Origin of the sequence: Fictibacillus sp. 26RED30 (assembly GCF_015903845.1) — a bacterium.
In the GTDB taxonomy this organism is placed as follows: domain Bacteria; phylum Bacillota; class Bacilli; order Bacillales; family Fictibacillaceae; genus Fictibacillus; species Fictibacillus phosphorivorans.
Map to the genome: position 1 here is coordinate 1,674,023 of NZ_JACZDV010000001.1, position 26,714 is coordinate 1,700,736.

The 26,714-nt window shown below is 38.5% G+C and carries 30 protein-coding genes and 1 tRNA gene; 9 read left to right on the forward strand and 22 right to left on the reverse strand.

What is annotated here, in order from left to right; all coding sequences use genetic code 11:
* Positions 1-154 precede the first annotated feature (154 nt).
* The 4 genes from IHV11_RS08540 to IHV11_RS08555 all read right to left on the reverse strand — a co-directional run bounded on the left by IHV11_RS08540 (position 155) and on the right by IHV11_RS08555 (position 6,581).
* Positions 155-3,676, reverse strand: coding sequence for a dynamin family protein (locus IHV11_RS08540; RefSeq protein WP_197194372.1), 3,522 nt, complete (start codon positions 3,674-3,676; stop codon positions 155-157).
* A gap of 100 nt (positions 3,677-3,776) precedes the next feature.
* The gene (locus tag IHV11_RS08545; protein ID WP_197127843.1) at positions 3,777-4,325 is read right to left on the reverse strand and encodes a GNAT family N-acetyltransferase; all 549 of its coding nucleotides are present in this window, start codon (positions 4,323-4,325) and stop codon (positions 3,777-3,779) included.
* A gap of 67 nt (positions 4,326-4,392) precedes the next feature.
* Positions 4,393-4,893, reverse strand: a complete 501-nt coding sequence (locus tag IHV11_RS08550) for a metallophosphoesterase family protein (RefSeq protein ID WP_197194373.1) — start codon at positions 4,891-4,893, stop codon at positions 4,393-4,395.
* 149 nt (positions 4,894-5,042) lie between these two features.
* A complete protein-coding gene (locus IHV11_RS08555) occupies positions 5,043-6,581 on the reverse strand; it encodes a DEAD/DEAH box helicase (RefSeq protein ID WP_197194374.1) in 1,539 nt (512 codons plus the stop codon).
* Positions 6,582-7,053: 472 nt separating this feature from the next.
* Between IHV11_RS08555 and IHV11_RS08560 the strand changes: the two genes are divergently transcribed.
* Positions 7,054-8,466, forward strand: a complete 1,413-nt coding sequence (locus IHV11_RS08560) for a Na+/H+ antiporter NhaC family protein (protein ID WP_197194375.1) — start codon at positions 7,054-7,056, stop codon at positions 8,464-8,466.
* A 10-nt stretch (positions 8,467-8,476) separates the two neighbouring features.
* Here the strand turns inward: IHV11_RS08560 and IHV11_RS08565 are convergent, their stop codons facing one another.
* The gene (locus tag IHV11_RS08565; RefSeq protein ID WP_197194376.1) at positions 8,477-9,103 is read right to left on the reverse strand and encodes a uracil-DNA glycosylase family protein; all 627 of its coding nucleotides are present in this window, start codon (positions 9,101-9,103) and stop codon (positions 8,477-8,479) included.
* A 99-nt stretch (positions 9,104-9,202) separates the two neighbouring features.
* On the opposite strand from IHV11_RS08565, the gene IHV11_RS08570 reads away from it, so the two are divergent.
* Positions 9,203-9,496 (forward strand): HesB/YadR/YfhF family protein, encoded by a 294-nt coding sequence (locus IHV11_RS08570; protein WP_231620212.1) that lies wholly within the window; start codon positions 9,203-9,205, stop codon positions 9,494-9,496.
* A 1-nt stretch (position 9,497) separates the two neighbouring features.
* On the opposite strand, the gene IHV11_RS08575 is transcribed toward IHV11_RS08570, so the two are convergent.
* From IHV11_RS08575 to IHV11_RS08595, 5 genes are all read right to left on the reverse strand, one after another.
* The gene (locus IHV11_RS08575) at positions 9,498-9,794 is read right to left on the reverse strand and encodes a hypothetical protein (protein ID WP_137789564.1); all 297 of its coding nucleotides are present in this window, start codon (positions 9,792-9,794) and stop codon (positions 9,498-9,500) included.
* The gene (locus tag IHV11_RS08580) at positions 9,794-10,216 is read right to left on the reverse strand and encodes an acyl-CoA thioesterase (RefSeq protein ID WP_197194377.1); all 423 of its coding nucleotides are present in this window, start codon (positions 10,214-10,216) and stop codon (positions 9,794-9,796) included. Before IHV11_RS08580 ends, IHV11_RS08575 begins: the two co-directional genes overlap by 1 nt.
* A gap of 86 nt (positions 10,217-10,302) precedes the next feature.
* Entirely contained in the window at positions 10,303-10,539 is a 237-nt protein-coding gene (gene tlp / locus IHV11_RS08585; RefSeq protein WP_066393949.1) for a small acid-soluble spore protein Tlp, read from the reverse strand.
* A gap of 68 nt (positions 10,540-10,607) precedes the next feature.
* Positions 10,608-11,117, reverse strand: a complete 510-nt coding sequence (locus IHV11_RS08590) for a hypothetical protein (protein ID WP_066393947.1) — start codon at positions 11,115-11,117, stop codon at positions 10,608-10,610.
* Between the two features lie 107 nt (positions 11,118-11,224).
* Positions 11,225-11,368 carry an acid-soluble spore protein N gene (locus IHV11_RS08595; RefSeq protein ID WP_153238475.1) on the reverse strand — a complete coding sequence of 48 codons (144 nt, stop codon included), beginning with the start codon at positions 11,366-11,368 and terminating at the stop codon, positions 11,225-11,227.
* Positions 11,369-11,515: 147 nt separating this feature from the next.
* Here IHV11_RS08595 and IHV11_RS08600 point away from each other — a divergent pair, with 147 nt between their 5' ends.
* A complete protein-coding gene (locus tag IHV11_RS08600; protein ID WP_197127837.1) occupies positions 11,516-11,644 on the forward strand; it encodes an FbpB family small basic protein in 129 nt (42 codons plus the stop codon).
* 41 nt (positions 11,645-11,685) lie between these two features.
* Here the strand turns inward: IHV11_RS08600 and acnA are convergent, their stop codons facing one another.
* Positions 11,686-14,412, reverse strand: coding sequence for an aconitate hydratase AcnA (gene acnA, locus IHV11_RS08605; RefSeq protein ID WP_197191100.1), 2,727 nt, complete (start codon positions 14,410-14,412; stop codon positions 11,686-11,688).
* A 283-nt stretch (positions 14,413-14,695) separates the two neighbouring features.
* Here acnA and IHV11_RS08610 point away from each other — a divergent pair, with 283 nt between their 5' ends.
* Complete coding sequence (locus IHV11_RS08610; RefSeq protein WP_197194378.1) at positions 14,696-14,884, forward strand: DUF378 domain-containing protein; 189 nt, start codon at positions 14,696-14,698, stop codon at positions 14,882-14,884.
* A gap of 81 nt (positions 14,885-14,965) precedes the next feature.
* Positions 14,966-15,136 (forward strand): small acid-soluble spore protein O, encoded by a 171-nt coding sequence (gene sspO, locus IHV11_RS08615; protein WP_197194379.1) that lies wholly within the window; start codon positions 14,966-14,968, stop codon positions 15,134-15,136.
* Here sspO and IHV11_RS08620 read toward each other — a convergent pair.
* Positions 15,133-15,390, reverse strand: a complete 258-nt coding sequence (locus IHV11_RS08620) for a hypothetical protein (RefSeq protein ID WP_144700594.1) — start codon at positions 15,388-15,390, stop codon at positions 15,133-15,135. The genes sspO and IHV11_RS08620 overlap by 4 nt on opposite strands.
* Before the next feature lie 240 nt (positions 15,391-15,630).
* On the opposite strand from IHV11_RS08620, the gene IHV11_RS08625 reads away from it, so the two are divergent.
* On the forward strand, positions 15,631-15,771 hold the full coding sequence (locus IHV11_RS08625; RefSeq protein ID WP_137789571.1) for a small acid-soluble spore protein P: 141 nt from the start codon (positions 15,631-15,633) through the stop codon (positions 15,769-15,771).
* Between the two features lie 46 nt (positions 15,772-15,817).
* Here IHV11_RS08625 and selA read toward each other — a convergent pair whose 3' ends face one another.
* Together selA and IHV11_RS21380 are read right to left on the reverse strand one after the other, a co-directional pair.
* Positions 15,818-17,197, reverse strand: a complete 1,380-nt coding sequence (gene selA / locus IHV11_RS08630) for an L-seryl-tRNA(Sec) selenium transferase (protein WP_231620213.1) — start codon at positions 17,195-17,197, stop codon at positions 15,818-15,820.
* Positions 17,198-17,247: 50 nt separating this feature from the next.
* A complete protein-coding gene (locus tag IHV11_RS21380; protein ID WP_305069352.1) occupies positions 17,248-17,484 on the reverse strand; it encodes an Rdx family protein in 237 nt (78 codons plus the stop codon).
* A 93-nt stretch (positions 17,485-17,577) separates the two neighbouring features.
* On the opposite strand from IHV11_RS21380, the gene selD reads away from it, so the two are divergent.
* Positions 17,578-18,633, forward strand: a complete 1,056-nt coding sequence (gene selD, locus IHV11_RS08640; protein WP_197194380.1) for a selenide, water dikinase SelD — start codon at positions 17,578-17,580, stop codon at positions 18,631-18,633.
* Between the two features lie 35 nt (positions 18,634-18,668).
* On the opposite strand, the gene phnC is transcribed toward selD, so the two are convergent.
* The 5 genes from phnC to selB are packed head-to-tail and all read right to left on the reverse strand — an operon-like array spanning position 18,669 to position 23,989.
* Positions 18,669-19,409, reverse strand: coding sequence for a phosphonate ABC transporter ATP-binding protein (gene phnC / locus IHV11_RS08645; protein WP_197191102.1), 741 nt, complete (start codon positions 19,407-19,409; stop codon positions 18,669-18,671).
* 8 nt (positions 19,410-19,417) lie between these two features.
* Positions 19,418-20,176, reverse strand: a complete 759-nt coding sequence (gene phnE, locus IHV11_RS08650; protein ID WP_197127831.1) for a phosphonate ABC transporter, permease protein PhnE — start codon at positions 20,174-20,176, stop codon at positions 19,418-19,420.
* A gap of 9 nt (positions 20,177-20,185) precedes the next feature.
* Positions 20,186-21,079, reverse strand: a complete 894-nt coding sequence (phnD, locus tag IHV11_RS08655; RefSeq protein ID WP_197194960.1) for a phosphate/phosphite/phosphonate ABC transporter substrate-binding protein — start codon at positions 21,077-21,079, stop codon at positions 20,186-20,188.
* A gap of 21 nt (positions 21,080-21,100) precedes the next feature.
* The gene (locus IHV11_RS08660) at positions 21,101-22,096 is read right to left on the reverse strand and encodes a glycosyltransferase (RefSeq protein ID WP_197194381.1); all 996 of its coding nucleotides are present in this window, start codon (positions 22,094-22,096) and stop codon (positions 21,101-21,103) included.
* Positions 22,097-23,989 carry a selenocysteine-specific translation elongation factor gene (selB, locus tag IHV11_RS08665; RefSeq protein ID WP_197194382.1) on the reverse strand — a complete coding sequence of 631 codons (1,893 nt, stop codon included), beginning with the start codon at positions 23,987-23,989 and terminating at the stop codon, positions 22,097-22,099. It lies immediately after the preceding gene.
* 401 nt (positions 23,990-24,390) lie between these two features.
* Between selB and IHV11_RS08670 the strand changes: the two genes are divergently transcribed.
* A tRNA-Sec gene (locus IHV11_RS08670) sits at positions 24,391-24,487 on the forward strand.
* Between the two features lie 28 nt (positions 24,488-24,515).
* Positions 24,516-24,941, forward strand: coding sequence for a DUF2621 domain-containing protein (locus IHV11_RS08675; RefSeq protein ID WP_191753544.1), 426 nt, complete (start codon positions 24,516-24,518; stop codon positions 24,939-24,941).
* 44 nt (positions 24,942-24,985) lie between these two features.
* On the opposite strand, the gene IHV11_RS08680 is transcribed toward IHV11_RS08675, so the two are convergent.
* The 3 genes from IHV11_RS08680 to IHV11_RS08690 are packed head-to-tail and all read right to left on the reverse strand — an operon-like array spanning position 24,986 to position 26,646.
* Positions 24,986-25,450 carry a CcdC family protein gene (locus tag IHV11_RS08680; protein WP_197127828.1) on the reverse strand — a complete coding sequence of 155 codons (465 nt, stop codon included), beginning with the start codon at positions 25,448-25,450 and terminating at the stop codon, positions 24,986-24,988.
* A 2-nt stretch (positions 25,451-25,452) separates the two neighbouring features.
* Positions 25,453-25,911 carry a Na(+)/H(+) antiporter subunit B gene (locus tag IHV11_RS08685; protein WP_260858765.1) on the reverse strand — a complete coding sequence of 153 codons (459 nt, stop codon included), beginning with the start codon at positions 25,909-25,911 and terminating at the stop codon, positions 25,453-25,455.
* Between the two features lie 24 nt (positions 25,912-25,935).
* Entirely contained in the window at positions 25,936-26,646 is a 711-nt protein-coding gene (locus tag IHV11_RS08690) for a cytochrome c biogenesis CcdA family protein (protein WP_197127827.1), read from the reverse strand.
* Between the last annotated feature and the right edge of the window lie 68 nt (positions 26,647-26,714).

Consider the following 26,714-nt stretch of genomic DNA (forward strand, 5'->3'; position numbering starts at 1 on the left):
AAATAGCAATCCTTATAAAAGAACAGCATCCTCATCAATGAGGATGCTGTTCTTATTTTTAAAAAGTCTTTTTGAAATCTTAGTTGCATTGGGATGTAGTTGGTCTTCGTTCCAAGTGCTTGCTTTCCACGAAGCTATCGAGTACATGTTAAGATTATTCTTCAAGTTGTTCAAACTTTGATAAAGATTGATTTAATTCTTGAATTTTTGCCTCTAGATCGCCAGGCTTTTTCAATTCTTCAAAGTAGGAAACTACCTGATTTACAATGTAAGTCTTTGCTTCTTTTTCTGTGTTAACTAACACATCTTCATAATGCTGTGTAAGCTTTTTATCAGCTTCTACCAACCAATTCTCCACTTCATGATCTATCTCATCCACAAGATGATTTTTCAGCTCGTTCGAACCACTTTGTTCAAAGAACTGCTTCGGATTTTTAAAATATGATAACCATTTCTTAAGTTTCGTTTCATCCTTATTTTCAAAATCTAAGGAAAAGGATGGTGTTTTAAATTGATTCCCTGTTTCAGTTCTCTCCTGTAAACTCACACCTTCTTGAGCTGCTTTAGAGATCAGATGCTCCATTTTATCTTTCATCTCTTTTTGTATCCAATGATCTAATCGTAATGAACAGGCTTTAAATTCTTGGTGCAAATCGTGTGAGATCTTTGCGTGAAGTTCTCTTATACATTCAGCTAACGCATTCTTAGAATTTTGAACCGCAGCTGGATGGATCGTTTCTTTATAAAAATCATGATAACGAATCAATACACGCTGTTTTATATAATAGAGAAGTTCTTTTTGTTCTTGCAGAAATTGTTTTTTCGATATACTAATGTAATCATTACTGAAATCAACTAACGTGTTCTCTCTCTTTTGAAGACTTTCTAAATACTCGTCTTCTTTCTCCATTCTTTGAACTGTTTCTTTGATCATATTTTCTATGACCGCGCTTGCGTGTTTTAAAGATGATCTTGCACTCTTGATCATTGCGTTTTCTAACTCATGTTCGATGTAATGAGTTAAGCTAGATGAAAATGCATCAAAACCACTTTCTGCACGCTTACTAGGAATCAGTTCGTTTTTACTAGAAACCGGAAATAATCTTGGATTTCGGATACCAAATGTCAGAAGATTGCTCTTCACATGATGTACGACATCGTTCTTGTCTTCTTCCGTTTCAGCTAGATCGGCAGCATTGATCGCAAAGAACATCTTATCTGATGAAAAAGTATCTTTAATTCTTCCTAACTGGATCAAAAATTCGCGGTCTGCATATGAAAATGCATGGTTAAAGTACGTAAGATAAATGATGATATCTGCATGCTTCATGTATTCAAACGCGACTTCAGTATGGCGAGAATGAATCGAGTTAGCTCCTGGTGTATCAACGAGCACAAGACCTTTTTCTGTTAACGGACAGCTGTAATAAATCGTGATTTTTTTAATGAAACAAGCTTTTGTTTCATCTGCAGCATATTCGCCAATCTCAGAAATTTCTTTATTTAGTACATTGCCTAGCTGTTCTCTCGCCCATGCGTAGCCTGCTTTGTATGAAGCCAGTTCCTTGTCTGATGAATCCAATAAATCGTTCAATTCTTTATCTGTTGTTTTTAAGACATTGTTAAGCTCTTGTTTTAGTTCTTCTTCACTCTTCATCTCAATCATGATCGAACCATGGTGGTGATCACGATCTGGGCATCGTATCTCATTAATTGCAGCTGTCGTAGGGTTTGGTGAGGAAGGTAGAATACTTTCACCGAATAAAGCGTTGGCAAACGATGATTTACCAGCTGAAAACGCACCAAAGAGAACCATCGTAAACGATCGCTTATCTAGTCTCTTCTGCAGCTCTTCCATCTCTGACGCTAAGTGTGAAAGTCCTCTGATCGGCTTTAGTATAGAAGCGGCTATTGATAACTTTTCGGTTTCTTTCAAGAGAGAATCATTACTTGAATGTAACGTAACGTTATGTTCCTCTTCATATTGCTCCTTCAAGTTTTCAATTGGTTCTTTTTCAAACTTTTTCTTAAACATCTCGATAGATAAAGGCTGAAATTCAGCAAGAAACTTTCTTTCAAATTCATATACAGATCGATCACCCGATAAATCAGCATACAGTATCTCATGAAGTTCATGTTTTTGCTCATCCCAATTTTCTGCGATCTCTTTTTCCTGCTGCAGCGTTTTTATCTCATCCTCTAACCTATTCAACTCTTCTTTTAAGTTGGATAACTCACGGCCAACTTTTATATTTAAACATGCTTTTACAGAATTTATACAATTTGTAATCTGGTGACGGGCTAGTCTTTTCACTTCATTTGAAATGTTGTTGCAATAGTTTAAAAGACCTTGCCCTTGAGCTGAAAGACCTGGTGTAACGAATGAATGTAACATTTCTTTATTTACTTTAACAGGTTCCCAATCTGGGAGGTTATGGTCCACTTCTTTTTGAAGAGTGCTTACATAGTTTTGCGCATGCCAGTTGATATGAGCGTCGATCGACTTTTGTAGTTTTTCTGATAAATCTTTTGTTCGATCGTTTCGTTCTTGTTCTGTTTTTTGTTTAGAGAAGAAAATCCCTACTTTAAAGTCTTTTTTAGCAGATTCGATAAACAAGCCTGCGCTTTCTCTTGTCTCATAGGGCATTAATTGCGCAGATTCTAAAATGTTAACAAGTTGGTTCTTAACACTTTCCTCTTTTTCGATGATAACCTGTTCTTTCTGTGATAGTCGTTTTAAAAGATCTTCATGTTCTTTAGAAAAAGAAGCTAATCTCTGACTTACAACATCAATAGTTGCTATACCTTCTTCTGTTCTTTCTACATAGTCATGCACAAAATGCTGAAGCTGATTATTCACTTGTTTTAATAGAAGAGCATCTTTGTTTTGCTCGATTCTTTTGATATAAGCCATAAGAGCAGTTAGGTCATTATGAGCAACATTTTGTTTCTTAACACTTGTGAAAAAGATATGTTCTTTCGGTATTCCATGAGATTGAAAAGAGTCAAAAACGTTTTCTTTAAAAGCTGTAAACTTCAACTCTTCTTCACGATGCTTATCAATTTGGTTAACGATTAGGCGGACATCTTTTCCTCTCTGAATCAAAGATGAAATGAATGCTATGTTCGTCTCAGAGAGTATATGGTTATAGTCCATTACATAAAAGATCAGATCAGCTAAATAGACAACGTTTTCAGTCGCTTTTTTATGGAGCGGATCTGTAGAATCGATTCCTGGTGTGTCGTAGTATGCTATATTCTCTGTATCCTCTTCATTACCGCCGTAATAGATCTCGATCGCCTCAACTAGTTCGGCATCTTTACATAGTTCTTTTATTTCATTTACGTCATAAGGATGCTCAAAAGTAACCACTTCTTTACTTTTGAGCTGAACAACCGCTTTTTCCTCTCCCTTGACCATTTTGACGATGTTTGCACTTGTAGGAATTGGAGAGGATGGAAGAATTCCTGTTTGAGAAAGTGCATTGATCAAGCTTGATTTTCCTGCAGAAAAATGGCCGCAAAAAGCTATAGCAAACTCTTCCTTCGCTACTTTAAGGAATAGTTTGCTTAATTGTTCTTCTTCTTTTCGATTGTTCATTTTTTGGAATGCTTCATATAAACCGATCAATCTTTGTTTTTCTGTTATCAATAATTCTTTTTCAGTTGACTTCATCGTATCCACCTGTCTTCAATACTGTATCACTATCCACTTTACCATATATATGATAGCGATTTCACCATTGATTATCTATTCTCTTGGAATCCGATTGAGTTTATTTTGAAGTAGATCTAAAAAAATACGCCATGAAGTATTCATCTTCAAACTCACCTTCTATGATCACCTGATCTTTTTGTTTCCCTTCTATAATAAAACCGGCTTTCTCATAAACCTTTACTGCCTTCTCGTTTCCGGAGAAAACAGTAAGCCATATCTTATGTAGGTTATTTTTCTCACCCCACCTTAACGTATGAGCCAGCAGTTCTTTTCCTATTCCTAGACCTTGAGCCTCGGGATGAATCCAAGTTCTAAAGACACCGGTGTGTCTTTTCATTTGAAGTTCACCTTTTAGTACTCTAGCTATACCTACTACCTTTCCGTTTCGTTCGACCGCTGTGTACAAATTACCCTTACGCTTAACATCAAGAATAAACTCAACCTCTTCTTCAACTGAATGAGGCTCCTCTTTTTGAAGATATCTACCTGCTTTTACGATTGCTTCTACGTGTCGAGTAATATCTGCTGCATCTTTTTCTTCTACGGGTCTTAAGGTGATCTCTTCACCATTTTTCGCTGTAAAGAAGAAGTTATCCCCATTCGGCATGATTTTTATTCCTCCAAGTGTTGTGTTGTGATTGTATTATTATGTCTTCTTTACAGGTTGTCATTCATCAGGAAAAATAATGATGAGTGAGTATAATGGTTGATTGATCAATCTCAACAATACCAAACGAGAATTGTTTCTGCCTTCTTTTATCTGTTGGCGAACCGGGATTAAAAAGTATACTATCACCTTTTTCTTCATGAAAAGGAATGTGGGAATGACCGAATATGATCAGATCAGCTCCATCTCTTTGACATTCCCTGTATGCACGTTCAGGTGTCGATCTTCCCTTTCCAAGATGACCATGAACCATCGCAACCTTCACATTCTCAATATCTACAAGTACTTTATCAGGAAGAGTACTACTCCAGCTATCCTGATCTACGTTACCTTTCACTGAATAAACAGGTGCAAACGTTTTAAGTTCTTCGTATACAGATTTCGCCGTCCAGTCTCCTGCATGAAATATGTAATCGATATGCTTGCTTAATATATCTAGAATGGGTTCAGGAAACGCCGTTCCTTTTTTAGGCATGTGGGTATCAGAAATGATTAATATTTTTTTCAAATCCCATCATTCTCCTTCATTATGAGCTGTTAGTTTGAAATCAGTGTTTTTTGCTGTGAAATAGAAACATTATATTATTAATTTAATCATAGCTTTGGTCCAATACAAAAAAAAAGCAAGGGAAAACTTCTCCCTTGCTTCCTAAAGTCTTATCTGTTTTTGAAATCTTCACGAACACGTTTTTGTGAACGATACGATTGATCACGGCTGCCGCTGCTACTGCGGTTTCCACCATCGCGAGAACCACTGCGCTCGCCTTTAGAGTATCCAGAACGGCGATTATCTCTTCCGCCTCCACCCTCTCTTTTAGGGCCTCCTCCAGAACGTCTACGATCAGAGAAACGATTATTAGGACGTCTCTTTTTAACTGATAGTGGCGGCTCATCTGTAAGATTGATCGGAGTCATATCAGGTTCTTTTGTAAGAAGCTTAAGCGCTGCAGCTAAAAGTGTAACAGAATCGTTCTCTTCTAGTAACTCAACTGCTGTTTGCTTATAACCGTTAAAGTTATCTTGCTCAACAACTTCCATCAGCTTTTCAAGCGTGATTTGCTGTTGTCCTTCCATTGCTTCTGAAACAGAAGGAATCGCACGTTTTACCATTTTACGCTTTGTGATTTTTTCGATCGTGTATAGGTGATCGATTTCACGCGGCGTGATAAATGTTAATGCATAACCTGTTTTTCCTGCACGGCCAGTACGTCCAATACGGTGAACATAGCTTTCTGGATCTTGAGGAATATCGAAGTTATAAACGTGAGAAACACCAGAGATGTCAAGACCACGAGCAGCTACGTCAGTTGCAACAAGAACTTCGATCGTGTTGTTCTTAAACGCACGTAACACTTTGTCACGTTTTGCTTGCGGAAGGTCACCGTGAATTCCTTCAGCTGAATATCCACGTTTGCTTAATGCTTCAGACAATTCATCTACACGACGCTTCGTACGTCCGAAAACGATCGCAAGCTCTGGAGAGTGAATATCCATGAAACGGCATAGCGCATCAAACTTTTGACGTTCTTTTACTTCAACATATTCTTGCTCAATGTTCTTAACTGTCATTTCAGAAGCTTTTACTTTAATAAGCAAAACATCCTTCATGAATTTAGCAGCCAAGTTTTGAATCTGCTTAGGCATTGTTGCAGAGAAAAGCATCGTGTGACGTTCTGTAGGAACGTTTTCTAAGATCTTTTCAATGTCTTCAACGAATCCCATGTTAAGCATTTCATCCGCTTCATCAAGCACAACTGTATGAACGCTATCAAGCTTTAATGTTTTTCTATTGATGTGGTCTTGCACACGTCCTGGTGTACCTACTACGATGTGTGGACCATTTTTTAATGCTTTAATTTGTCGAACAATGGATTGTCCACCATAAATCGGCAATGTTTTAATCCCTTTAAATTGACCGATTTTGTTGAGTTCTTCTGCTACTTGAACAGCTAACTCACGAGTTGGAGCTAATACGATTCCTTGAACGAATCGTGATCTAGTATCCATTTTTTCGATTAGCGGTATACCAAACGCAGCTGTCTTACCAGTCCCTGTTTGTGCCTGGCCAATAAGGTCAGTCCCCTTAAGTGCTGTTGGAATGGTATCACGCTGAATCGGTGTTGCTTCCTCAAATCCCATATTATTAATGGATTGAAGCAACTCAGGACTTAGTCCTAGTTCTTGAAATGTTGTCAATGTTCTATCTCCTTTTCTGTGACGAAAAAGGTTTTACGATAACCTCGTGGATCCGGCATGGTTTGTAATGTTAAGCTGCCGGCCAATTTGTTTTTTCAAAATACATCATGATTTGCACATAAAATAGCATTTCCTTATAACATATTGATGGGAAATGCTTAGCCATGTGAATATGCGTAAAAATTAAACGTTAATAGTTACAAGGCTATCCGTAATTCAAACTTGTTCCGTCCATATATATTCCGTTGTTAAACTTATCACGTAAACCTAATAAATGCAACTCTTTACATTTAGAAGTGGTGTTTAAAGTTTATTCACCCCACTCTTTAAACATGTGATGTTTCACTTCGACGCTATTATTCTAACCAATGGGGTTTTAGATGAAACGTCTTTTCTTTTGTTAATAAAGAATAAATTTTAAAAAGCATCACACGCTAACAGTATTATCTCTTGTATGAAAGAAGGACCTCTCATGGATCAAAATTGGGTTTCTGTTATTCCGTTCTTAGTGGTAATCCCTATAGCTATCAAGACTAAACAAGTTCTCCCAGGTTTGATCGCTGGTCTTTTGACCGGCTCATACCTTCTCCACCCAACTATTGTGGGTGGTCTAGAGAAGATGGTCCAATTTCTAGTCAAAGGGCTTGTAGACCCTAAAAACATAAAAATATTAGTGTTTTTGTATGCTTTTTCCGGACTCATTTCCATGATTAAACTTTCTGGTGGAATCAAAGGCTTTGTAGAAGAAGCTTCTAACAGGATCGAAACAAAAAAAGGGGCTTTGTTGCTTACTTATGTGTCTACGATCGGCACTTTTGCTGCTCCAAGTTTTCGTTTCGTCACGATTGCTCCGATTATGAGAGCTCTTTTAAAAAAGGTAAAGATGTCTACCCAAGAGCTCGGCTTTGTCATTGAAACAACAGCAACTCCCATCATTGTGTTGATACCAATCGCTACCGCTTTTGTTGGATACATGACTTCTATTGTAGATATCTCGTTGAAAAACGAAAACATTAACGCAGATCCATACTCTCTTTTTATACAAAGCATCCCGTTTAATTTTTTCTCTTTTGTCATGATCATCGTAGGGGTATACCTCAGCTTCTTTCACCATTCAAAATCAACAGAAGAAACAGATCCTAAAGATGTTGGAGAAAGTGAAGAGGACGACTGGCATAGTTGTGATCCTGCCGTTAATAGAGAACTTCCGAACAAACCATTGAACTTACTCATTCCGCTCATCTTAGTCGTCTTCCTTACTCTATTGTTAACATGGTGGGATGGTTACAAAAAAACGAAAGGTAGTTTTTTTGAGGCTTTCATTTCAGCAGACGTTATGGATGCGATGCTGATCGCTCTGTTGTTTACAACCATATTCACGTTTCTTTTTCTACGATTTCAAAAAATGAAAACGGGTGATCTGCTGAATGGATTTATTTTCGGTGGCAACGAATTAATGAGTGTTATCGTGCTGTTAGCTGTTGTTTGGGGCTTATCGTCTGTTACTGAAGAACTTGGTTTCTCTGCTTTTGTAACACGATACGCAGGATGGATCCCTGGATCAGTTATCGTACCATTGCTGTTTATCTTCGGTTGTGCCGTCTCCTATTTTATCGGATCTGCCTGGGGTACGTGGGGAATATTAATGCCTCTAGGTGTATCAATGGCAGGAGTGGCAGATGTTTCTCTGCCGCTTGTGATTGGAGCGGTCTTTGCAAGTGGGACATTCGGAGCATTCGCTTCACCGTTAAGTGATGATACGAATACGATTGCCCGTATTTTAAACCTATCTGTTATCACCTATGCACGATACAAGTTAAAACCTGCACTAATTGCTGCTGGCATAACAGCGGTACTATACGGAGCAACTGTATTCTTCATTTGAACCTCCTGATTTAGGAGGTTCTTTTTTTTCCTTCTTCTCTTACTTTATCTATCACTTCTTGATAGCGATCTCGAGACCATGAATGATAAGAAGGGTGTGGTACACCCTCTATAATGGTTAACCTCTCTTTGTTAGACAGTTTGTTAACGTATTTTTCTGCAAATCTTCCGCATGGAACGATGACCGTGTTTTCTTTAAGCAGTGAGGTTAACCTACTTTCGAATTGGTTTAATAGCAATTGATCGAAATGAGCTCTCGCTTCGTCTTTATAGACTTTTACCGAACTCGTTCTTACTGCTTCAGCGACTTTAATCTCATCTCTATATCTGTTGACAAAAGTATGATCGGGAAATGCAGCACCTTGCAAAGGAAACGGACAAACATTAACGATTCCAAATACCGTCTTCTTTTTTTCGTCTATGTACTGTTTTAACACCTTTCCCATTGGAGGACTATCTTCGACTGCAAATAATTCTTTTGCCATCGATCTGCCTGAGAGACCGGCCAAAGGTACTCCAAATTTGATTTCCTCTTTATGAGGCGATTCTAAAATAAATATCATATTCGTATGTTCAGAAATTAAATCTTGAACACGATATCGTTCTGATGCTTCTTCAAAAAATGAATGAATGTCCACCAAATCTGCCTCCTTCAATCGTAAATAATTGTGCTTTCTTTATTCGTGTGCCACAATATCATCATTACTTTAAAGACATTCTTAAGGAGTGAATATACTTTGAAAATCATTATGAATGAAGATACTGCAAATTATGTGATCAATGACCTACAAGCATCATCGGACGAATCCATCCGTTTTTTCGTTCGCCTTGGAGGATGCAGCACGGTTCAAGACGGCTTTTCATTAGGACTTACAAAAGATACACCAAAACATCCTGCTGCTGAAATCGTTGTAGAAAATCATAAATTCTTCATCGAGCAAGAAGATGAATGGTTCTTTGACGGAAACGATCTAACGGTTTCCATTACGGATGGAGAAATTAAATACGATTTTAACGAGAACAAAAACTAGGCTATATGAACTTTTGAAGTTCCTGGATTCTTCCTTCTCTTTTCATGATCTCTACTTGCTTATCCCCGATAAGGTCAAAATGGGGGTAAGCATCTCGTTCATGAATCCACTCTTCCTTTAAACCGTAAGTTCTTCCCCACTCAGATAATCTTTTCCGATCGTTACAACCTACTTTTGTTACACTCTTTGCTGTTGGAAATCGTGAATCATACCAAAAATGGGTGAGAAATGCGATGTTACCCATTTCTACTTCATCTTTCCATCTTTTTAAGTCAGCACGCTTTATTCCGAAAGCCATTATTCTGCTGAGCTCATTTCTACGTAGGCTTCATGCCAATCAGGAAAATATTTTTTAATAGAGATCGGTCGAAAATTTTCTTTTTTTACACAAACATGAGTGGATTCGCCTATAACACATAGCTCTTTTTGATCGTTAAAGATCTCATAATAATAAACAACCTTGATTCCTGAATATTCTTTTACAGCTGTTTTAATATGGGCTTTTTGTCCATAAGTTAATGGCCTTTTATACGAAGCTTGAATATCTGTTACGGGAGAAAGTATACCTTCCTTTTCCATGTCTGCATATTTAAACCCCAAATGTTCAATCAACTTTGTTCTTCCAATTTCAAACCATACCAAATAATTTGCATGATACACGACACCCATCTGATCTGTTTCCGCATATCTAACATCAACGCTATTTTCAACAAATTTCATAAATAATCTGTTTCCCTTCGTGTTGTCTTTTCTTAACACTTTAGTAGAAAATGAAAAAAAAGACCAGCAATATGCCGGTCTTTCTCTTATTGAAGGTCGTTACCTTCTCTATAAGCCTTTTCTTCTTGAATCTCATTTTGAAACTGCTCTATGGATTCTTGTCTATGTTGATTCTTCTCTTTGATCTGCTCTTTTTGGCTTGCAGTCAGTTCTGTGTTAGCCGCAGTCTGATTAGCTTCAGAAATATTTTGTTCTGTGTTCTGAACCATTTGTTCTAATCGTTCAACGTTATTGCTTCTATCGTCTCGGTTTGGTTTGTTCATGATGATTCTCCTTTGTAAAAAAAGTTCGTACCATCATAGTTTGTACTAATCACCAATGGGATTATTCTTTAATTTTTTTGTAATAAGATCGGACTCATGTTTTGAACGCTGGATTGACATAGTTCAGACAGGTATTTCCAATATTCCACTACACTATCATCTTCAAGATTTTTCATCGTAATCTCAAGCCATGCTAACTCTTCGGCGAGCCTAATCGATGAACCAATCCAATATTTTTTATTTTTCACTGTTATTTGAAATGGTTCTTCAAATCGAAACGGAAGATAGAATCCTTCCGTGTTCGGATGCAGGATAATATGCTGATAAACGGTTCCTTTTGTAAGCTTGGCATAGAACAAAAATACCCCATCATTTTTTGCTGCGGCTTTTTTTAACTTTTCTAGCGTTTCTACATTTCCTAGTTCCATCGTTGTAATTTCTTTATCCCAGTTCAACTCTTCACGAAAAGGAACAAGATGCCCTAATCGCTGCATTTCAATCTCTAACTGACGATATAAATAATCCTGATCATCTTTGTTATGTGATACAGGTAATGGTTTGACAGATGCCGTGATCAAACGTACCCCTCCTAATTCTTTCACTACATACACTTTTTCGACAAAATCTTTCGTATATGGGAGTCAAAAGAAAAATTATGGAGAGGTAATTTTTACAAGGGAACCTGTTATTTTCCTTTAGGTGGTACATAATCTGCATGATCGCGCGACTTATTAGCCATCTTTTTTCCATTATTACTGTTGCTCTCACGCGGCTGAGTGCCAATATGATTTGGTACGAAGTCTTCTGGAAAACGTTTTGGATTACTCAAAGGTCCAACCTCCTTTCGTCTTCTTTATACTTTTCCATTAATCAAAATCAACTATTCATAAGTAAAGTGGCAATTATTTTTTTGAAGTCTGATTATTTCGATTTTATCTTGGCTATATTGGTACTATCCCAATAAAGAGGTGCCGTGATGAGGAAAAATAGAAAAATGAATTTCAGAGAGCTCGTGAACGAGAACAAAAGACAATTGTTGAAAGATGAGTCCTATATTGAACAACTCGAGATCAAACTCGACGAAAAACATACGAAAAAAGCATAAAAAAATCCTTTGCCTAAAGATATTGGCAAAGGATTTTTTTATTAGTTTTGCGTTTGAGAAGAATGAGCAAGCTTGTTACGAAGCACCATTGGAAGGATACCACCGTGACGGTAGTACTCAATTTCAACTTCGCTGTCAAAACGAGCTACAACTTCAAATGTTTTTTCTGTTCCATCTTCAAAAACTGCTTTAACTTGAACAAGATCACGCGGTTTAACCGTTTCATCTACTGAAACCGTGAATGATTCTTTTCCTGTAAGTCCAAACGTCTCAGCACTCTCACCATCTTTGAATTGAAGAGGAAGTACACCCATCAACACAAGGTTTGAACGGTGGATACGTTCGAAGCTTTCAGCAAGTACAGTTTGAATTCCTAGTAAAGTAGTACCTTTTGCTGCCCAATCACGAGAAGATCCCATTCCGTAATCTTTTCCTGCGATTACCATAAGACCCGTACCATTCTCTTTGTATTTCATCGCAGCATCATAAATGCTCATCACTTGGTTAGTAGGCCAGAAAGTTGTCCAGCCACCTTCAGTACCAGGAGCTACAGCATTACGAATACGGATATTCGCAAACGTACCACGCATCATTACTTCATGGTTACCACGACGAGAACCGTAAGAGTTAAAGTCACGTGGCTCAACACCATTTTGAATCAAGTATCTTCCTGCAGGAGTATCTTTTCCGATCGCACCAGCTGGAGAAATGTGGTCAGTCGTAACAGAATCTCCGAATTTAGCGATAAGCTTAAGATCTTTAAGCGGTTGGATCTCTTTAAGTTCTGCAGAAAGCTCTTCAAAGAACGGAGGGTTTTGAATGTATGTTGATGATGTATCAAAACCATATAGTTGGTCAGCTGAAGTCTTCAGTTCGTTCCAGCGTTCGTTCTCATCAAATACACGCTCGTATTCCTTTTTGAACAATTCTGGAGTAACTGCTTTCTTCATCGCTTCATTGATCTCTTCTGATGAAGGCCAGATATCTTTAAAGTAAACTTCGTTGCCCTCTTTGTCTGTTCCGAAAGAATCAGATTGAAGGTTGAAATCTACAGTTCCAGCTAGTGCATACGCTACTACTAACGGTGGAGAAGCTAAGTAGTTAGCTTTTACAAGCGGGTGGATACGTCCTTCAAAGTTTCTATTACCTGAAAGGACTGAAGTTACAGTAAGATCGTTCTTAGAGATCGCATTTTCAACTTCAAGCGCCAAAGGACCTGAGTTACCGATACATGTTGTACAGCCGTAACCAACAAGATTGAACCCTAACTGATCCATATAGCTCATTAAGCCTGCTTCTTCTAAATAACGTGTAACAACTTTAGAACCTGGAGCTAATGATGTTTTTACATAGCCAGGAACTTTTAAGCCTTTTTCAATCGCTTTCTTAGCAACTAATCCAGCACCTAACATTACGTAAGGATTAGAAGTATTCGTACAGCTTGTGATTGCAGCGATCGCAACAGCACCAGTCTTCATCGTCGAAGTTTCGTTGTTCGGATGCTTAACAGTAACTTCTTTGTTGATCTCATCAGCTGTTAGTCCGAACCCTGCATTTCCTTGTGGAGCTACAAGCGCTTTATTAAAGCTTTCTTTCATCTGAGATAAAGGAATCAAATCTTGTGGGCGTTTTGGTCCTGACAAGTTTGGTTCGATTTCAGAAAGATTGATTTCGACTACGTCTGTAAATTCAGGATCAGCATCTCCTGCTGTGTAGAACAATCCGTTTGCTTTGCAATACGCTTCTACAAGCTGAATTTGATCTTCTGTTCTACCTGTCAGGCGAAGATAGTTTAATGCTTCTTCGTCAACTGGGAAGAAACCACAAGTTGCTCCATATTCAGGAGCCATGTTTGAAACCGTAGCACGGTCTGCAAGCGGCATATCAGCTAGTCCTGGCCCGAAGAATTCTACGAACTTTCCAACTACCTTCTTTTCACGCAATACTTGCGTTACTTTAAGTGCTAGGTCAGTTGCAGTCGTTCCGTTTGGAAGCGTTCCCGTTAATTTAACACCGATTACTTCTGGAACTGGGAAGTAAGAAGGCTGTCCTAACATGCCTGCTTCTGCTTCAATCCCACCGACACCCCATCCTAATACACCAAGACCGTTGATCATTGTTGTATGAGAATCAGTACCTACTAATGAATCAGGGAATGCGATTGTTTCACCTTCAGATTCGCTCGTAAGGACTACAGGCGCCAAGTACTCTAAGTTAACTTGGTGGACGATTCCTGTTGCAGGAGGTACAGCACGGTAGTTGTCAAACGCAGATTGAGCCCAGCTCAAGAGTTTGTAACGTTCTTCATTTCGAGCAAATTCAAGGTTCATGTTGAAAGCAAGTGAGTCTTCAGTACCTGCCTTATCAACTTGTACAGAGTGGTCAACTACAAGATCAACTGGAATTTCAGGGTTGATCTGAGAAGGGTCTCCACCCATATCCTTCATTGCTTTACGAAGAGAAGCTAAGTCAACAACAGCTGGTACTCCTGTAAAATCCTGAAGAATAACACGTGAAGGCTTAAAAGGAACATCGATATCTTTTAGTTCACTCGTGCCCCACTTTGCAAGATTTTCAACGTGTTCTTTGTTAATTACTTTTCCATCAAATTGTCTTAATACAGATTCCAATAATACTTTTACAGAGTAGGGTAATTTCGATACATTACCAATTCCCGCTTCTTCTAACGCTCCTAAACGGTAATAGCTATATTCCTTACCGTTCACATCAAAAGTAGAACGGGCATTAAATACATCATTTCTTTTCATGTTCCACTCTCTCCCTTCACTAACAATCATACACGATTATGAGAAAAATTGTCGAAAAAATGTGTTCAATTTCACAGTCAATCACACAGAATCTTTTTTTCCCTCTATTATCATACGTAAAACCCTTTCATAAGTAAAATAGTTAATGGTTATCAATCGACATAAGTTTTACTTATGGTGTGAATATCACCATCATTCTTTTGCTCGCATATAGTAATTTACGTAATACTTCTTTTTGTTTTCCGCTTAAAAACCACTCTTCAATAGATCGGAGGGAAACAGGATGGAATGGTTAAAAAAACTTGCTGCGTTACTCGTGTTGATCGGAGCATTAAACTGGGGAGCGATCGGACTTTTTGATACAAACGTTGTTACAGAAATTTTTGGAAGCGCTACCACAGTGACAAAAGTTTTATACAGTTTGATCGGACTTTCTGGCGTCTGGCTCTTGCTCAGTAAATATAAATCTTGAATGTAAAGAAGCACTCCTTTTTTTGGAGTGCTTCTTCTTTTTGATTTTGCACAAACTAAAGTTATCGGAGGTGACAAACAAATGGGAAGAAATAAAGCTAACCACTCGCGACCTGGGATGAATGCAGCAAAAGCTCAAGGTAAAGGTGCTGGGTATGATACCGAATTCGGTAATGAGGCATTATCCTTACCTAATGAAAAGTTAAGTGAAGCTGAGCGTCAAAACAATAAGAAAACGAAAAAACGACATTAAGGTTTTGGAAACTGGCTCTGAAGCTGTTGAAGCTCATTTAGAAAGCTCTCTAACTGAGGCTGTTGATGTTCAGAAGCTGTTTCCATTGCGTTCTGTATTTGTTGACAAGCCTTTTCGTTTTCGGTCATAAAATGAGAATAAAAAACACCATATTCACTATTTGACGCGTCCAATGTTTTTGAGATATCCATTGCATGGTGATAACCTTGCTCAGCAGCTTGGTATGCTTGTTGCTTGTTTTTATGATAGGGCATAATTACCATCCTTTGTTTTGATATACCTTTAACGTTCCAATTTTATCTAGAATTATTCAATAAATTGCTTTCTGTTGTTGATTAAGGTGTCCATACGAAAGACATCTTGACAAGTTGGTTGGAGTGTAAGGTGTGAGACTCCTGGGGGATCAGTGGCTCACCGCCCGCCCCCCGGAAAGCGAGCACCTGAAGCGGAAATCAACTGCTTTCAAGGCGCCGGATAAAAAAAGGAGGCTTATAATGGGAGAGCATAATACGTTTAAAGATATTCGAAAGAACGCGCCAAAAGGGGAAAACCCTGGACAACCAGCTCCTATGAGTGGTTCTAAAAAAGTGAAGCAGCGTAATCATACAGGACAAAACTCTGGAGAAGGCAGATAATACAAAAAACATAAAGGACTGACAGATTCTCTGTCAGTCCCTTTTCTTAGTCGATTGAACGTATCGCATCTTCAAGTGTCAAAAGCTCTTCTTCTGAAATCGTTCTAAGATCCAATAGTACTTCTTCCTCTTTGATCCTCACGATAATAGGGGTCTGATAGTTCCGAAAAGCTCTTGCTAAGTAATCTGCACCTTTAGAGTGTTTAATACCAAGACAAAAAGTTGGCAACTTCACATCTGGCATCGTCCCTCCCCCAACTTGAGAGAAATCTTCCAGAATTCTGATTGTTAAAGAAGAATGATCTTCTACCTTTCTTTTTAGTCTCCATACTATCTCTCTGATCTCTTCAGGAGTTTTTAAAATATCTCTAACTGTAGGAATCGTTGAATATTCTTCGTTTAAATACGCCTGCAACGTTTCGTTTAAGGCTGCGATCGTAAATTTATCCACTCTTAAAACGCGAGCTAGTTGATGTTTCTTTAATATGCCGATGATTTCCTTTTTCCCTGCAATAATCCCAGCTTGTGGGCCTCCCAAAAGTTTATCTCCGCTAAAAGAAACAACATCTATACCTTTGTTGATAACAGAGGAGATTAAGGGTTCATCACCTATTCCAACGGACTGAAAAGGATAGAGTGCACCACTTCCCAGATCTTCATATACAATCAGTTCCGGGTGATTCTTTTTCAACTGCATCAACTCGCTAGAAGAAACTTCTTTTGTGAACCCAATCACCTTGAAATTACTTGTGTGAACCTTCATGATCATACCGGTTTTATCCGTTATCGCTCGTTCATAATCAAAAAAATGTGTTTTATTCGTAGTTCCAACTTCCCGCAGCTCCGCACCACTTTCTTCCATTATAGAAGAAACACGAAATGAGCCTCCGATCTCTACAAGTTCACCTCTTGAAACAATGACTTCTTTATTTTTTGCTAGTGCTTTGAGAACTAAATAAACGGCTGCAGCATTATTGTTCACGACCATTGCTGCTTCTGATCCTGTCACTTGCTTAATTAGCTCCTCTGTTAGATCATGCCTAGAGCCTCTTTTCCCTTCCTCCAAGTTATATTCTAAATTCGAATACATTCTTGCTGTTTCACTCATCCGCGCTACGCTTTTTTCACTGAGTCTAGAGCGACCAAGATTTGTATGGATAACGATTCCGCTAGCATTGATCAGTGAACGAATCTGATCTTTAGGATGAGCTAATTCTGCCCTTGCTGAATTCAAAACAAGTATTCTGATATCAGTTTTCAAGTCAATAGCTTGGGGGTGTTTAAAAATATACTCTCGCCAATGATTGATTGCATCTTGAACAGCTCGTGTTATTTCCTTTTCCGGTTTGCCATTCACTTCAGAACTGATATCTTTCACTGCCTCATGCACGGCAGGAAGCTGCCTTAATAAATCTGATTTTGACAAAATGAAGCCTCCTTAAGGTATCAACGATCTCCTTAAGGAGGCTATCGTTGTTAAGCCTTTAATTTTTCTAAGTGTTGAATGATCAGGTCGTGATCCGGAAATTCTCCGGTCTCTTTTTTTGAATAAATCTTATCACCATCAACAATAACTTCAAAAACTCCGCCAGAACTTGGAATCAGTTCAAGCGATGAAACTTTAGATCGAAAATGGTTGAACAGGTCTTCCGCGAGACTCGCGGCTTTTGGTGCAAAGTTTCACATCATGCAGAATTCAATAGATACTTTCATAATACATCCTCCTTTTTTAAGACTATTTTAGTATATCCTTAGGCAAATCACAAAAATAATGTTTATACTAACAAAAGGAGGTGTCGTTAAATTATGACAAGCGAAGATAAAGTAAAGCTCACTCACCTTTCCTCAAAAGGTGGTTGAGGCTGTAAAATTGGTCCAGAAGACCTGGCGCAAGTTTTGCGTCATCTACCAAAACGCGAATATGACCCTAACCTTTTAGTTGGTTTAGATACTTCAGACGATGCAGGTGTCTATAAGTTAACTGATGACCTTGCCATGATCCAGACAGTCGACTTTTTCACACCTATTGTAGATGATCCATATATGTTCGGACAAATCGCCGCTGCTAATTCACTAAGTGACGTTTATGCGATGGGGGGACACCCTACAACAGTAATGAATATTGTAGGCTTTCCGATCAACACACTTGGTCATGATGTGCTCGCCGAGATTCTAAAAGGAGCAGCTGACAAAGTGAAGGAAGCAGGTGCGGTGCTTGTTGGAGGACACTCGATCGATGATTCTGAACCTAAGTTTGGTCTGTCCGTCACAGGACTCGTACATCCTTCTAAAGTATATAAAAATGTAGGAGCAAGACCTGGAGATGTTCTTGTATTAACAAAACCTATCGGTGTCGGTATTCAAACCACTGCTATTAAAAAAGACAAGCTTACTGACGATCAGCTTCAGTTAGTCAGCAAAACGATGGCCACATTGAATAAAACAGCAGCAGAATGCTTGGAAGGTCTATTTCCAAACGCTGTAACCGATGTAACAGGTTTCGGCCTTCTCGGTCATGCGACTGAGATGGCAAAAGGAACAGGAGATATTACCATCGAGATTGATTATCACAGTGTACCTCTTTTACCAGGTACCACAGAGCTTGCGCAAGAAGGAATCGTGCCTGGTGGTACTAAAGCAAATCATCGCTGGATAAAAGATGATGTACTCTATGGCAATGAACTTTATGAGTGGCAGCAATGGATTTTATGTGATGCTGTGACTTCTGGCGGTTTACTCGTGAGTCTTTCTGAAGAAGAAGCTGCAGAATATCTTAAGAGACTTCACGATAAAGGTATAGGTGACGCAAGTATCGTCGGTCGTGTTCATGAGATCTCTGAAAAACCGATCAAAGCCAATTAAAAACAAAAAACTCCGACATCGGAGTTTTTTGTTTTTTATAGATGGTTATAAATCTCCGCGTACACGGTTTCATCAAAATCTTTAGGTGCACCGTCAAAAACTAGCTTTCCGTTTTTTAGCGCAATAATTCTTGTGGCGAATTTTTTTGCAAGAACCACATCATGCACATTAATGATTGATACGAGATTTCGTTTTACATGTGTTTCTTTTAATAGTTGAAAAATCCTTTCAGCTGTTCCAGGATCTAAGCTTGCGACAGGTTCGTCTCCCAAAAACACTTTAGGGTTCTGCACGAGTGCTCGCGCGATCGCAACTCTTTGTTTTTGTCCACCGCTTAACTTCTCCACTCTTCTTGTTGGTTCAACCGTTAGCTCAACTTGTTCAATAGCTTCTAGAGCTTGCAATCGATCAGTGGGTTTAAACAAACCTAACAGATTTTCATAAGATTTTTTGTATCCGAAAAGACCTGTTAAGATGTTCTGAACCACACTCATCCTCGGTATTAAGTTAAAATGCTGAAAGATCATACCTGTTTTACGCCGGACTTCTAACGTTTCTTTGTGAGTCATCTCACTCAACGTTTTATCTCCCCATTTCACATAACCCTCAGAAACAGGCTGCAGACCGTTAATACATCTTATAAACGTTGATTTACCTGCACCGCTTCTACCTAGTACACAAACGAACTCCCCTTTTTGGAAAGTAATATTTACATCTGTTAAAGCAGGTTCTTTAGCACCAGGATATGTGACAGATACATTCTCAAATTCAATCATGTTATCACCTAAATAACCTTTTCCCGAATTTTTCCGCCAATATAATCCACCAAGATCACCATGATCATGATGAGTAGAACGTCAACAGAGACTAGCTGATATTGAAACGTTTTAAAATGAATAAACAACTGTTGTCCGATTCCCCCACCACCAATAAGACCTAAGATGAGTGAAGTACGTATAGCTACTTCAAATCTGTAAAAGAATTGAGACAGTACATTCGGCCATATTTGTGGTAGCACTGCAAATAGATTTCCGATCCACTTACTTGCTCCAACCGCCGACATCGCTTCGATCGGACCCTTATCTGCCGCCTCGATCAGTTCAGAAATCAACTTACCTAATACCCCGATGTTATGCAAGACGATGGCGATAACAGCAGGAAATGGTCCTAGTCCGAGCGTTGTTAAAAGAATTAAGCCGAACACGAATTCAGGAACTGATCGTAAGAAGCTAAGTAAGAAACGTGTCATTGAATATACAAAACGATTTCTACTCGTGTTTCGAGCGGCGATAAAGCTTAACGGAAGTGCGATGATTAATCCGAATAAGCTCCCCAAAAATGCGATAGCGATCGTTAATAAACTTTCTTGAAACAGATATGGTAGACTCTCTGTGTTCATCGGAAACCATTTCGACAAAAAGTCACCCATATTCTGAAAGTCACTAAATTTCGAAAGATCAAACTCCGTTAACTTCATGCTACCTAACACGAGTATTGTTAAGCATAATATGATTAATAATTGGCTCCTCTTAAACCAAACCATGGTTCCCCTCTATTCTTGAATGGTACCCTCTTTAATAGCCGCTTTTCGGATACTTTCGTAATTCTTATTTGCGGCCTTCGTAAATCCAGTTGCGCCAAAAGCATCCAAAATTTCTTTATCTTTAATATCTAAAAAGATCTCTTGAAGTTTTTTCATCGTTTTCTCATCTGTACTTTTAGATACAGCCCAAGGATATTGGAACAATTTCTCTGACTTCCAGATCACTTTAAACTGATCTCCGTCGATCGTTCCTTCTTCGATTAATTTATCGTATATCGCGCTGTCGATCGCACCAACATCCACTTGTTTGTTTTGAACAGCAAGAGCGGTTGCATCATGAGAACCGGTAAACCTAACATTATTAAAATCACTATCAGATTCACTTCTATAGATGCCTTCATCTTTTAGTTTGATACTCGGAATCAAAGAGCCCGAAGTTGAGGATGGATCACCAAAAGCAAACTTTACGTTCTTAGCATCAGATACCATATCCTCAAGGTTTGAATATTTGTTGTCTTTATGGGTGATCAAATAAGAATAATAGAATGGTTCACCTTTGATCAATTGTGTTACGATCGCTTTAGCTCCACTTTCTTCATGAGCAACAACGTATGTAAGAGGTCCGAAATAAGCCATGTCGATCTTATCATAGTTCATCGCCTCAACAACACCGTTGTAATCCGGATAAGATGTGATCTTAACTTCTCTGTCCATCTTCTTACTAAGCACTTTCTGAAGTTTATCAAGTGCCCCCTTCATCTCACCTTCCGTTTGGGCTGGGATTACCCCAATCGTAAAGACCTCATCTTTATTCGATTTTGCATTCTTCTTATCATCGTTATTCGTTCCGCAAGCTGATAAGAGTAAGATCATAGTCAGCAGCAACAAACTAAGTTTTTTCATCATATTCTCTCCTTTTTTCTATTATTTTTTATATAGTTCCATGTATGAAGCTATTTCTTTTTTAATAGTGTGCTTCTCTTCTATGGTTTGAAACCCTCTATCACTAAGTTGTTTATAAAATTCTTGATCTGATATCACAATCTTTATAGATTGGTATAATTCTTCATGAGATTGAAACACCAATCCGTTATTTCCGTGTTGTATGATGCTAGAGTTTCCAACGTTTTCCCTTGCGATTATAGGCTTCTTAAAACTCATCGCTTCTAATAATGCTGTCGACTGTCCTTCTGAGATCGATGTATTCAATACAACATCTCCCCATTCATAAAGCATTTTCATCTGACCGAGCTCTACTTCTGGTATATAATACAGCCAATCATACTTGTTTTCTGCTTCTTTCATTTTTTTAAATTCTTCAGAATCTAAGTTGGGTCCTACTATTAAAAAGGTGAGATCAGGATAATCGCTAGATAATTTAATCATACTCCGCAATGCAAAAAGAACATCCTTAACTGGGCGAATTCCAGCTGGCAGTAACAGTTTAGGCTTTCCATCAGGCAAAGTGAACGCTTCATTCTTATTTTCAATAGAAGGTAAATAAATACTTTGAGGTATTACATAGATTGAATGATCACTTAGTCCATAGTCTTCGACGAGCAATTGTTTAGCTTTTTGAGTAAAAACTGTGATTGCTTTCGCTTCACGCAACAGAGGAAGATACCTTTTTTCGTCTTCTTCTAGCGAGTGGTTGAGATCTGTTCCTCCAGAAGTAACGATATAAGGTTTATCCAACGTAACATCATTTTTTTCAGCCCATTGAACGAATCTAGAAAAATGAAGGATGTGATAGATATCCGCTTTCTCCATCCATTCAAAAAGAGCAGGATTAACACCAATTTCTTCATATGGAAATAAAGAAAACTCAACTTTCTCAGACAATCCATGTTCTAATCGTTTGGCCGTAGTAGAATTTCCACGATTTTGTTTATAATACGGAGTGAAAAAGACGACTCTCAATTATTGCACCCATTTCCTAACATTAGATTCCCGCATCGTATACCCTTTTGAATCCATACATTCCAAGATCGGTATTAAGAACTTTCTTGATGTATGAAGAACCGCTTTAGCATCCTGCACGGAAAACGTTGAATCCGTATTGATTCGCAAGTGTTCAACTGCTGAATCAAATGCCTTTTTACTCAACATCACTTCATCATACAGCAATACCACTTCATTGGATTTAATCAAAAAGTACTTAAACTCATGATAAAGAGGTTCTGGAAGTTGTTGAGCGTTATAGATGTTCTGTAGGTCATCCGGCTCGAGCTGTGCTTCTTCCAAGGTGACAAGAACATTCGCCATTCTTTTCGCCCATTTTTGTGGATAATGCGGTTTGAAATGTGATAAATGAACAAAATGGTCTGTGATCGAAACGGTTGAATCTGTTATCCATTTTTCAAGAAGCGTGTTAACTATTTTCGGATTTACTTCATTTTGGAACGATTGAACAATTTCTGCCTTTGGAATACCTTGCCTTAAACTATACTCACTATGGAAGTTTTGAAGTTTGTTCATGATGCTAGATTTTATATGCTTTACCTTAGAATCAGCAACCAAATAATTTTGCATTCGAGCTACAGAACCCTCACTTATTAGTTCATCCAACGTGTGTTGAAGAACTTCATCATCCATTCCACTCGAGCTCGTAAGTTCTCCTTCTGTCATCGATCCTACTTTATTAAGCAACTGTAGGACCCGCTCATTTGGAGTTCCTTCATGTTTACTCCTCAATCGTTCGATCGTCTCCGTTCCAAATCTATAAACAGATCCGTTCGGGTCGATAACCTCTCCTCCTCCGATCGTTTCCTCAGGAGTCGGCCGTCTTAAGATGAAACGATCACCTCGTTTTGTTACGACCTCTTGATCTAATCGAACTTGACAATATATTTGATCTTCATTGACATCTAACTCATTTCGGTCAAAAAGGACGAGTTTACCCATCACTTCCGACGTACCACTATAAAACTTCACGGAAGAGCGCTGTTTCAACTTCCCTTTCCACCCTTCACCCGTTGATAATACGAGATCGATAGTGTTCGTGGTCGAATAGACATTCGGTTCTACTAGAACATGCCCTCTTTTCCAATCCGCTTTAGAACCTCCTGAAAGATTTATCGCTGCTCTTTGACCGGCTCTAGCGGAATGAACTTCTTGTTTATGCACTTGAAGTTTTCGAATCTTCACTTTAACGTTCCCAGGCTGAACAAAAAGTTCATCACCTTCCTGTACTTCACCTTCATAGACAGTACCTCTTATAACAGTCCCTTGTCCTTTCACGGTAAAGATATGATCGATCGGCATGCGAAAAGCGCCTTGTGAAGATCTAACAGGTGTGTCTTTTAAGAGATTAATGATTTCACTCTTCAACTGGTCTATTCCAGCAGAAGAAACACTGTCTACAAAATGTATTGGAAAATGTTCAAACACCGATGAGTTTGTAAGTTCCAAAATGTCTTCTTCAACTAACAAACGCATCTCGTCATCAATCATATCTGACTTCGTAACAACGATGATTCCCTTTTCAATGCCTAAGAAGGAAAGAATTTCAAAGTGTTCTCTCGTTTGAGGCATCACTCCTTCATCTCCTGCGATTACAAGGAGAACAAGATCAATTCCTGCTACACCAGCGATCATTTGACGGATGAGCTTTTCATGCCCTGGTACATCCACGATGGAAGTATGCAGATCCTTCGTTAACGGAAAAGGTGCAAACCCTGGTTCAATCGTTATCTTGCGAGCTTTTTCTTCTTTGAGCGTGTCTGTGTCGATTCCACTTAAAGCTTTAGTAAGCGTCGTTTTTCCATGATCGATGTGTCCTGCCATTCCGATCGTATAATATTTAATCGTCATATGTTTAACCACCTATATGTACATACTCTTCTACACTTTATGAAAAGGAGATGTAAAAAACAAGGATAACGCCTTATTCATTGTTGAAAAATAGCGAAGTTTGCCTGATCAATATTATTTCCCAAGTCGCCATAAACGGATGTATATTTATTCACGCCTGTATACCCACAGGTTATCCACAGAACAAGTTATTCACACTTGTCCACAGGGCGAACTGTTATAGTGGAGAAAATGATCTGTTATAGCGGAAAGCTGTTATAGTTCATTATCCTCTCTGTTACAGTCGTTCTTTTCCATCGTTCGACAAACCTACACTCCCCTATCGTATGTAATAATTCACAAGCCTTGTCCTAACGTGGTAAAATGCTGTATAATGCAATAGCGAGCTAGAGATTCTATTTGGGGCCAGATGTGTAGCTGGTGCTTGCCTGGGTCTTCAAAACCTTTTGGGAGGCGCGTGCCGTCTCCGGTGGGTTCGATTCCCACATGGTCCCGCCAAAAAAATTATACATATGAGGTGGACGCATTGTCTGGATGGTTCATCACTTTTATCGTGTTATGGTCCGTTTTTTTATTTACAATGTTTGCGATCGGTGGATATTTTATGTTCCGTAAGTTCTTAAAACGTCTTCCAAAAGAAGATGGAAAATCGATTTTAGATTGGCAAGAACATTACATCAACCAAACCATTCATCTTTGGACGGATGATCAGAAAAAGCTTCTCAATGAATTGGTAGCCCCGGTCCCTGAACTCTTTAGGGATGTAGCTAAAGAGAAGATCGCTGGCAAGATCGGTGAGTTAGCATTACAAGAAAAAGCAAGTTCTATGTCACAAGACTTAATCATTCGCGGCTATATTATCGCAACTCCAAAAAGAGACCACAAATGGCTGATTAAGACTTTAAAAAAGAAAAACATCGACATTAAACCTTATCATTCTTTACTCGCATAAAGAACCCCCTGAATCTAAGGATTCAGGGGGTTCTCTTCTCTATGTTATAATGCGATCTCATTTTTCTTTTTATTGAACAAAACAAGCATGGCAAGTCTCCACGGTAAGATCATCCCAAACGCAACGATGAAGAATAACGAACTTGTTTCAAAAATAGATATTGTAGAACCAATATACCATTTTAAAGCTAAACGGATGGCAAACAATCCGATAATGATAAAGATAAAGGCTTTCGATCGAACCAAGTAAACATGATCACCTTTAATTTCGAATTTACTTGTCATGATAAGAAATATCGAAAACATGATACCTACTAAGAACGCCTCCCCTGCTTCCGTCCATGTGATATGAAAAGCAGGAATCACGAACTGAAGAAAGCCTGTGCTCATAGCTAACGGGGGAATGATGATCTTTTTTGTGGTAACCGGTTCTCTTGTTTCTTTCATTCGAAAATTAAAAATAATCACTGCCATAATAATGGCAAAGCATGTACTCGCAATAAAAAACACGGTTAGTTCCCTTCCCCTACTTCTTTCTCGATCTTATCTTCTGCAATTGAGAGGATAATGGTCATCGTAACTCCGATTACTGTCAAATATACACCTAAATCAAAAAGCATCGCTGTAGCAAGCTCTGTTTTCCCTAACAAAGGGAGTTGAAAATAGCCAAAACTGTGACTCAAAAACGGTACACCTAAAACAAAGGAACCTGCGCCGGTGAGAATGGCGATCAATAAACCAGCTGCGATCATGTACGTAAAGTTTATCGGCAATATTCTATGTACAGGTTGTAACCCGTAGGAAACATAGAGAAGAAGAAATGCTCCCGCTCCCATTAATCCTCCGATAAATCCTCCACCTGGAGCATTATGCCCTGAAAAAAGCATGTTAATTGAAAAAGCTAGAATAACAAAAACAATGATATTTGTTGTTGTTTTTAAGATAAGGTCATTCGATCGTGAATGCATGATGTATATCCCCTTTCCATATTACTCTTAAAAACCTTTGAATCCTCCAAACACACGGTTTGTTAGAAATGACGTTAATTGTGTCAGCCAATCAAAGTATAGAAGGATTCCCATAACAACCATAAGAGTCCCTCCTACCAACATAAACTGACGGTTGAACTTTTTTATTACCTTTAGTTTATCCAAAAAGAAGCTTAAAACAAAGAAAGGAACAGCAAATCCTAAAACATACGCGACCATATACGTCATAGATGCTGCCGGATTTGACACCCCAAGCGCAATAACACCTGCAAGAATGGGACCCATACAAGGTGTCCATCCTGCTGCAAAACCAATACCGATCAACACGGAACCTAGATAACCAGTAGGACGAGATTGAAACCTTACCTTCTTATCCTTCATCAAAAATGTAGGAGTTATGAATCCCATCACGACAAGACCAAAAAAGATGATTACAATAGCTCCAATTTGCCTTAACAGTGTTTGATATTGTACGAATAGATCACCGATTATCGTAGTCGATAGACCAAGGAAAATAAATATGATCGAAAATCCTATTAAGAAAAATGTAGTATGTAGAAGCGCCGTTTTTCTTAGCATGGCGTTTTCTTCTTTAAGTTCCTGAACAGAGATCCCAGTTATGTAAGATAGAAAAGCAGGATACAATGGTAAACAGCAAGGTGAAATAAAGGAGAGCAAGCCAGCTCCAAAAGCAAGCAGAATATTAAGATCGGTCATTTTTTAGTAAGCCCCTTTTTTACAGTTCTCTCTCTATATTAAAGGGAATACCCATTTTGTTCAAACAT

What these genes read in the sequence shown, in the direction of transcription:
- phnD (WP_197194960.1), bottom strand. Translation starts at nt 21,079, where the DNA reads ATGAAAAAACTTAGTTTGTTGCTGCTGACTATGATCTTACTCTTATCA.
- phnE (WP_197127831.1), bottom strand. Translation starts at nt 20,176, where the DNA reads ATGGTTTGGTTTAAGAGGAGCCAATTATTAATCATATTATGCTTAACA.
- IHV11_RS08540 (WP_197194372.1), bottom strand. Translation starts at nt 3,676, where the DNA reads ATGAAGTCAACTGAAAAAGAATTATTGATAACAGAAAAACAAAGATTG.
- IHV11_RS08580 (WP_197194377.1), bottom strand. Translation starts at nt 10,216, where the DNA reads ATGAAATTTGTTGAAAATAGCGTTGATGTTAGATATGCGGAAACAGAT.
- tlp (WP_066393949.1), bottom strand. Translation starts at nt 10,539, where the DNA reads ATGAACAAACCAAACCGAGACGATAGAAGCAATAACGTTGAACGATTA.
- sspO (WP_197194379.1), top strand. Translation starts at nt 14,966, where the DNA reads ATGGGAAGAAATAAAGCTAACCACTCGCGACCTGGGATGAATGCAGCA.
- phnC (WP_197191102.1), bottom strand. Translation starts at nt 19,409, where the DNA reads ATGATTGAATTTGAGAATGTATCTGTCACATATCCTGGTGCTAAAGAA.
- acnA (WP_197191100.1), bottom strand. Translation starts at nt 14,412, where the DNA reads ATGAAAAGAAATGATGTATTTAATGCCCGTTCTACTTTTGATGTGAAC.
- IHV11_RS08560 (WP_197194375.1), top strand. Translation starts at nt 7,054, where the DNA reads ATGGATCAAAATTGGGTTTCTGTTATTCCGTTCTTAGTGGTAATCCCT.
- IHV11_RS08575 (WP_137789564.1), bottom strand. Translation starts at nt 9,794, where the DNA reads ATGGCTTTCGGAATAAAGCGTGCTGACTTAAAAAGATGGAAAGATGAA.
- selB (WP_197194382.1), bottom strand. Translation starts at nt 23,989, where the DNA reads ATGACGATTAAATATTATACGATCGGAATGGCAGGACACATCGATCAT.
- IHV11_RS08600 (WP_197127837.1), top strand. Translation starts at nt 11,516, where the DNA reads ATGAGGAAAAATAGAAAAATGAATTTCAGAGAGCTCGTGAACGAGAAC.
- IHV11_RS08625 (WP_137789571.1), top strand. Translation starts at nt 15,631, where the DNA reads ATGGGAGAGCATAATACGTTTAAAGATATTCGAAAGAACGCGCCAAAA.
- IHV11_RS08610 (WP_197194378.1), top strand. Translation starts at nt 14,696, where the DNA reads ATGGAATGGTTAAAAAAACTTGCTGCGTTACTCGTGTTGATCGGAGCA.
- IHV11_RS08620 (WP_144700594.1), bottom strand. Translation starts at nt 15,390, where the DNA reads ATGCCCTATCATAAAAACAAGCAACAAGCATACCAAGCTGCTGAGCAA.
- IHV11_RS08545 (WP_197127843.1), bottom strand. Translation starts at nt 4,325, where the DNA reads ATGCCGAATGGGGATAACTTCTTCTTTACAGCGAAAAATGGTGAAGAG.
- IHV11_RS08690 (WP_197127827.1), bottom strand. Translation starts at nt 26,646, where the DNA reads ATGACCGATCTTAATATTCTGCTTGCTTTTGGAGCTGGCTTGCTCTCC.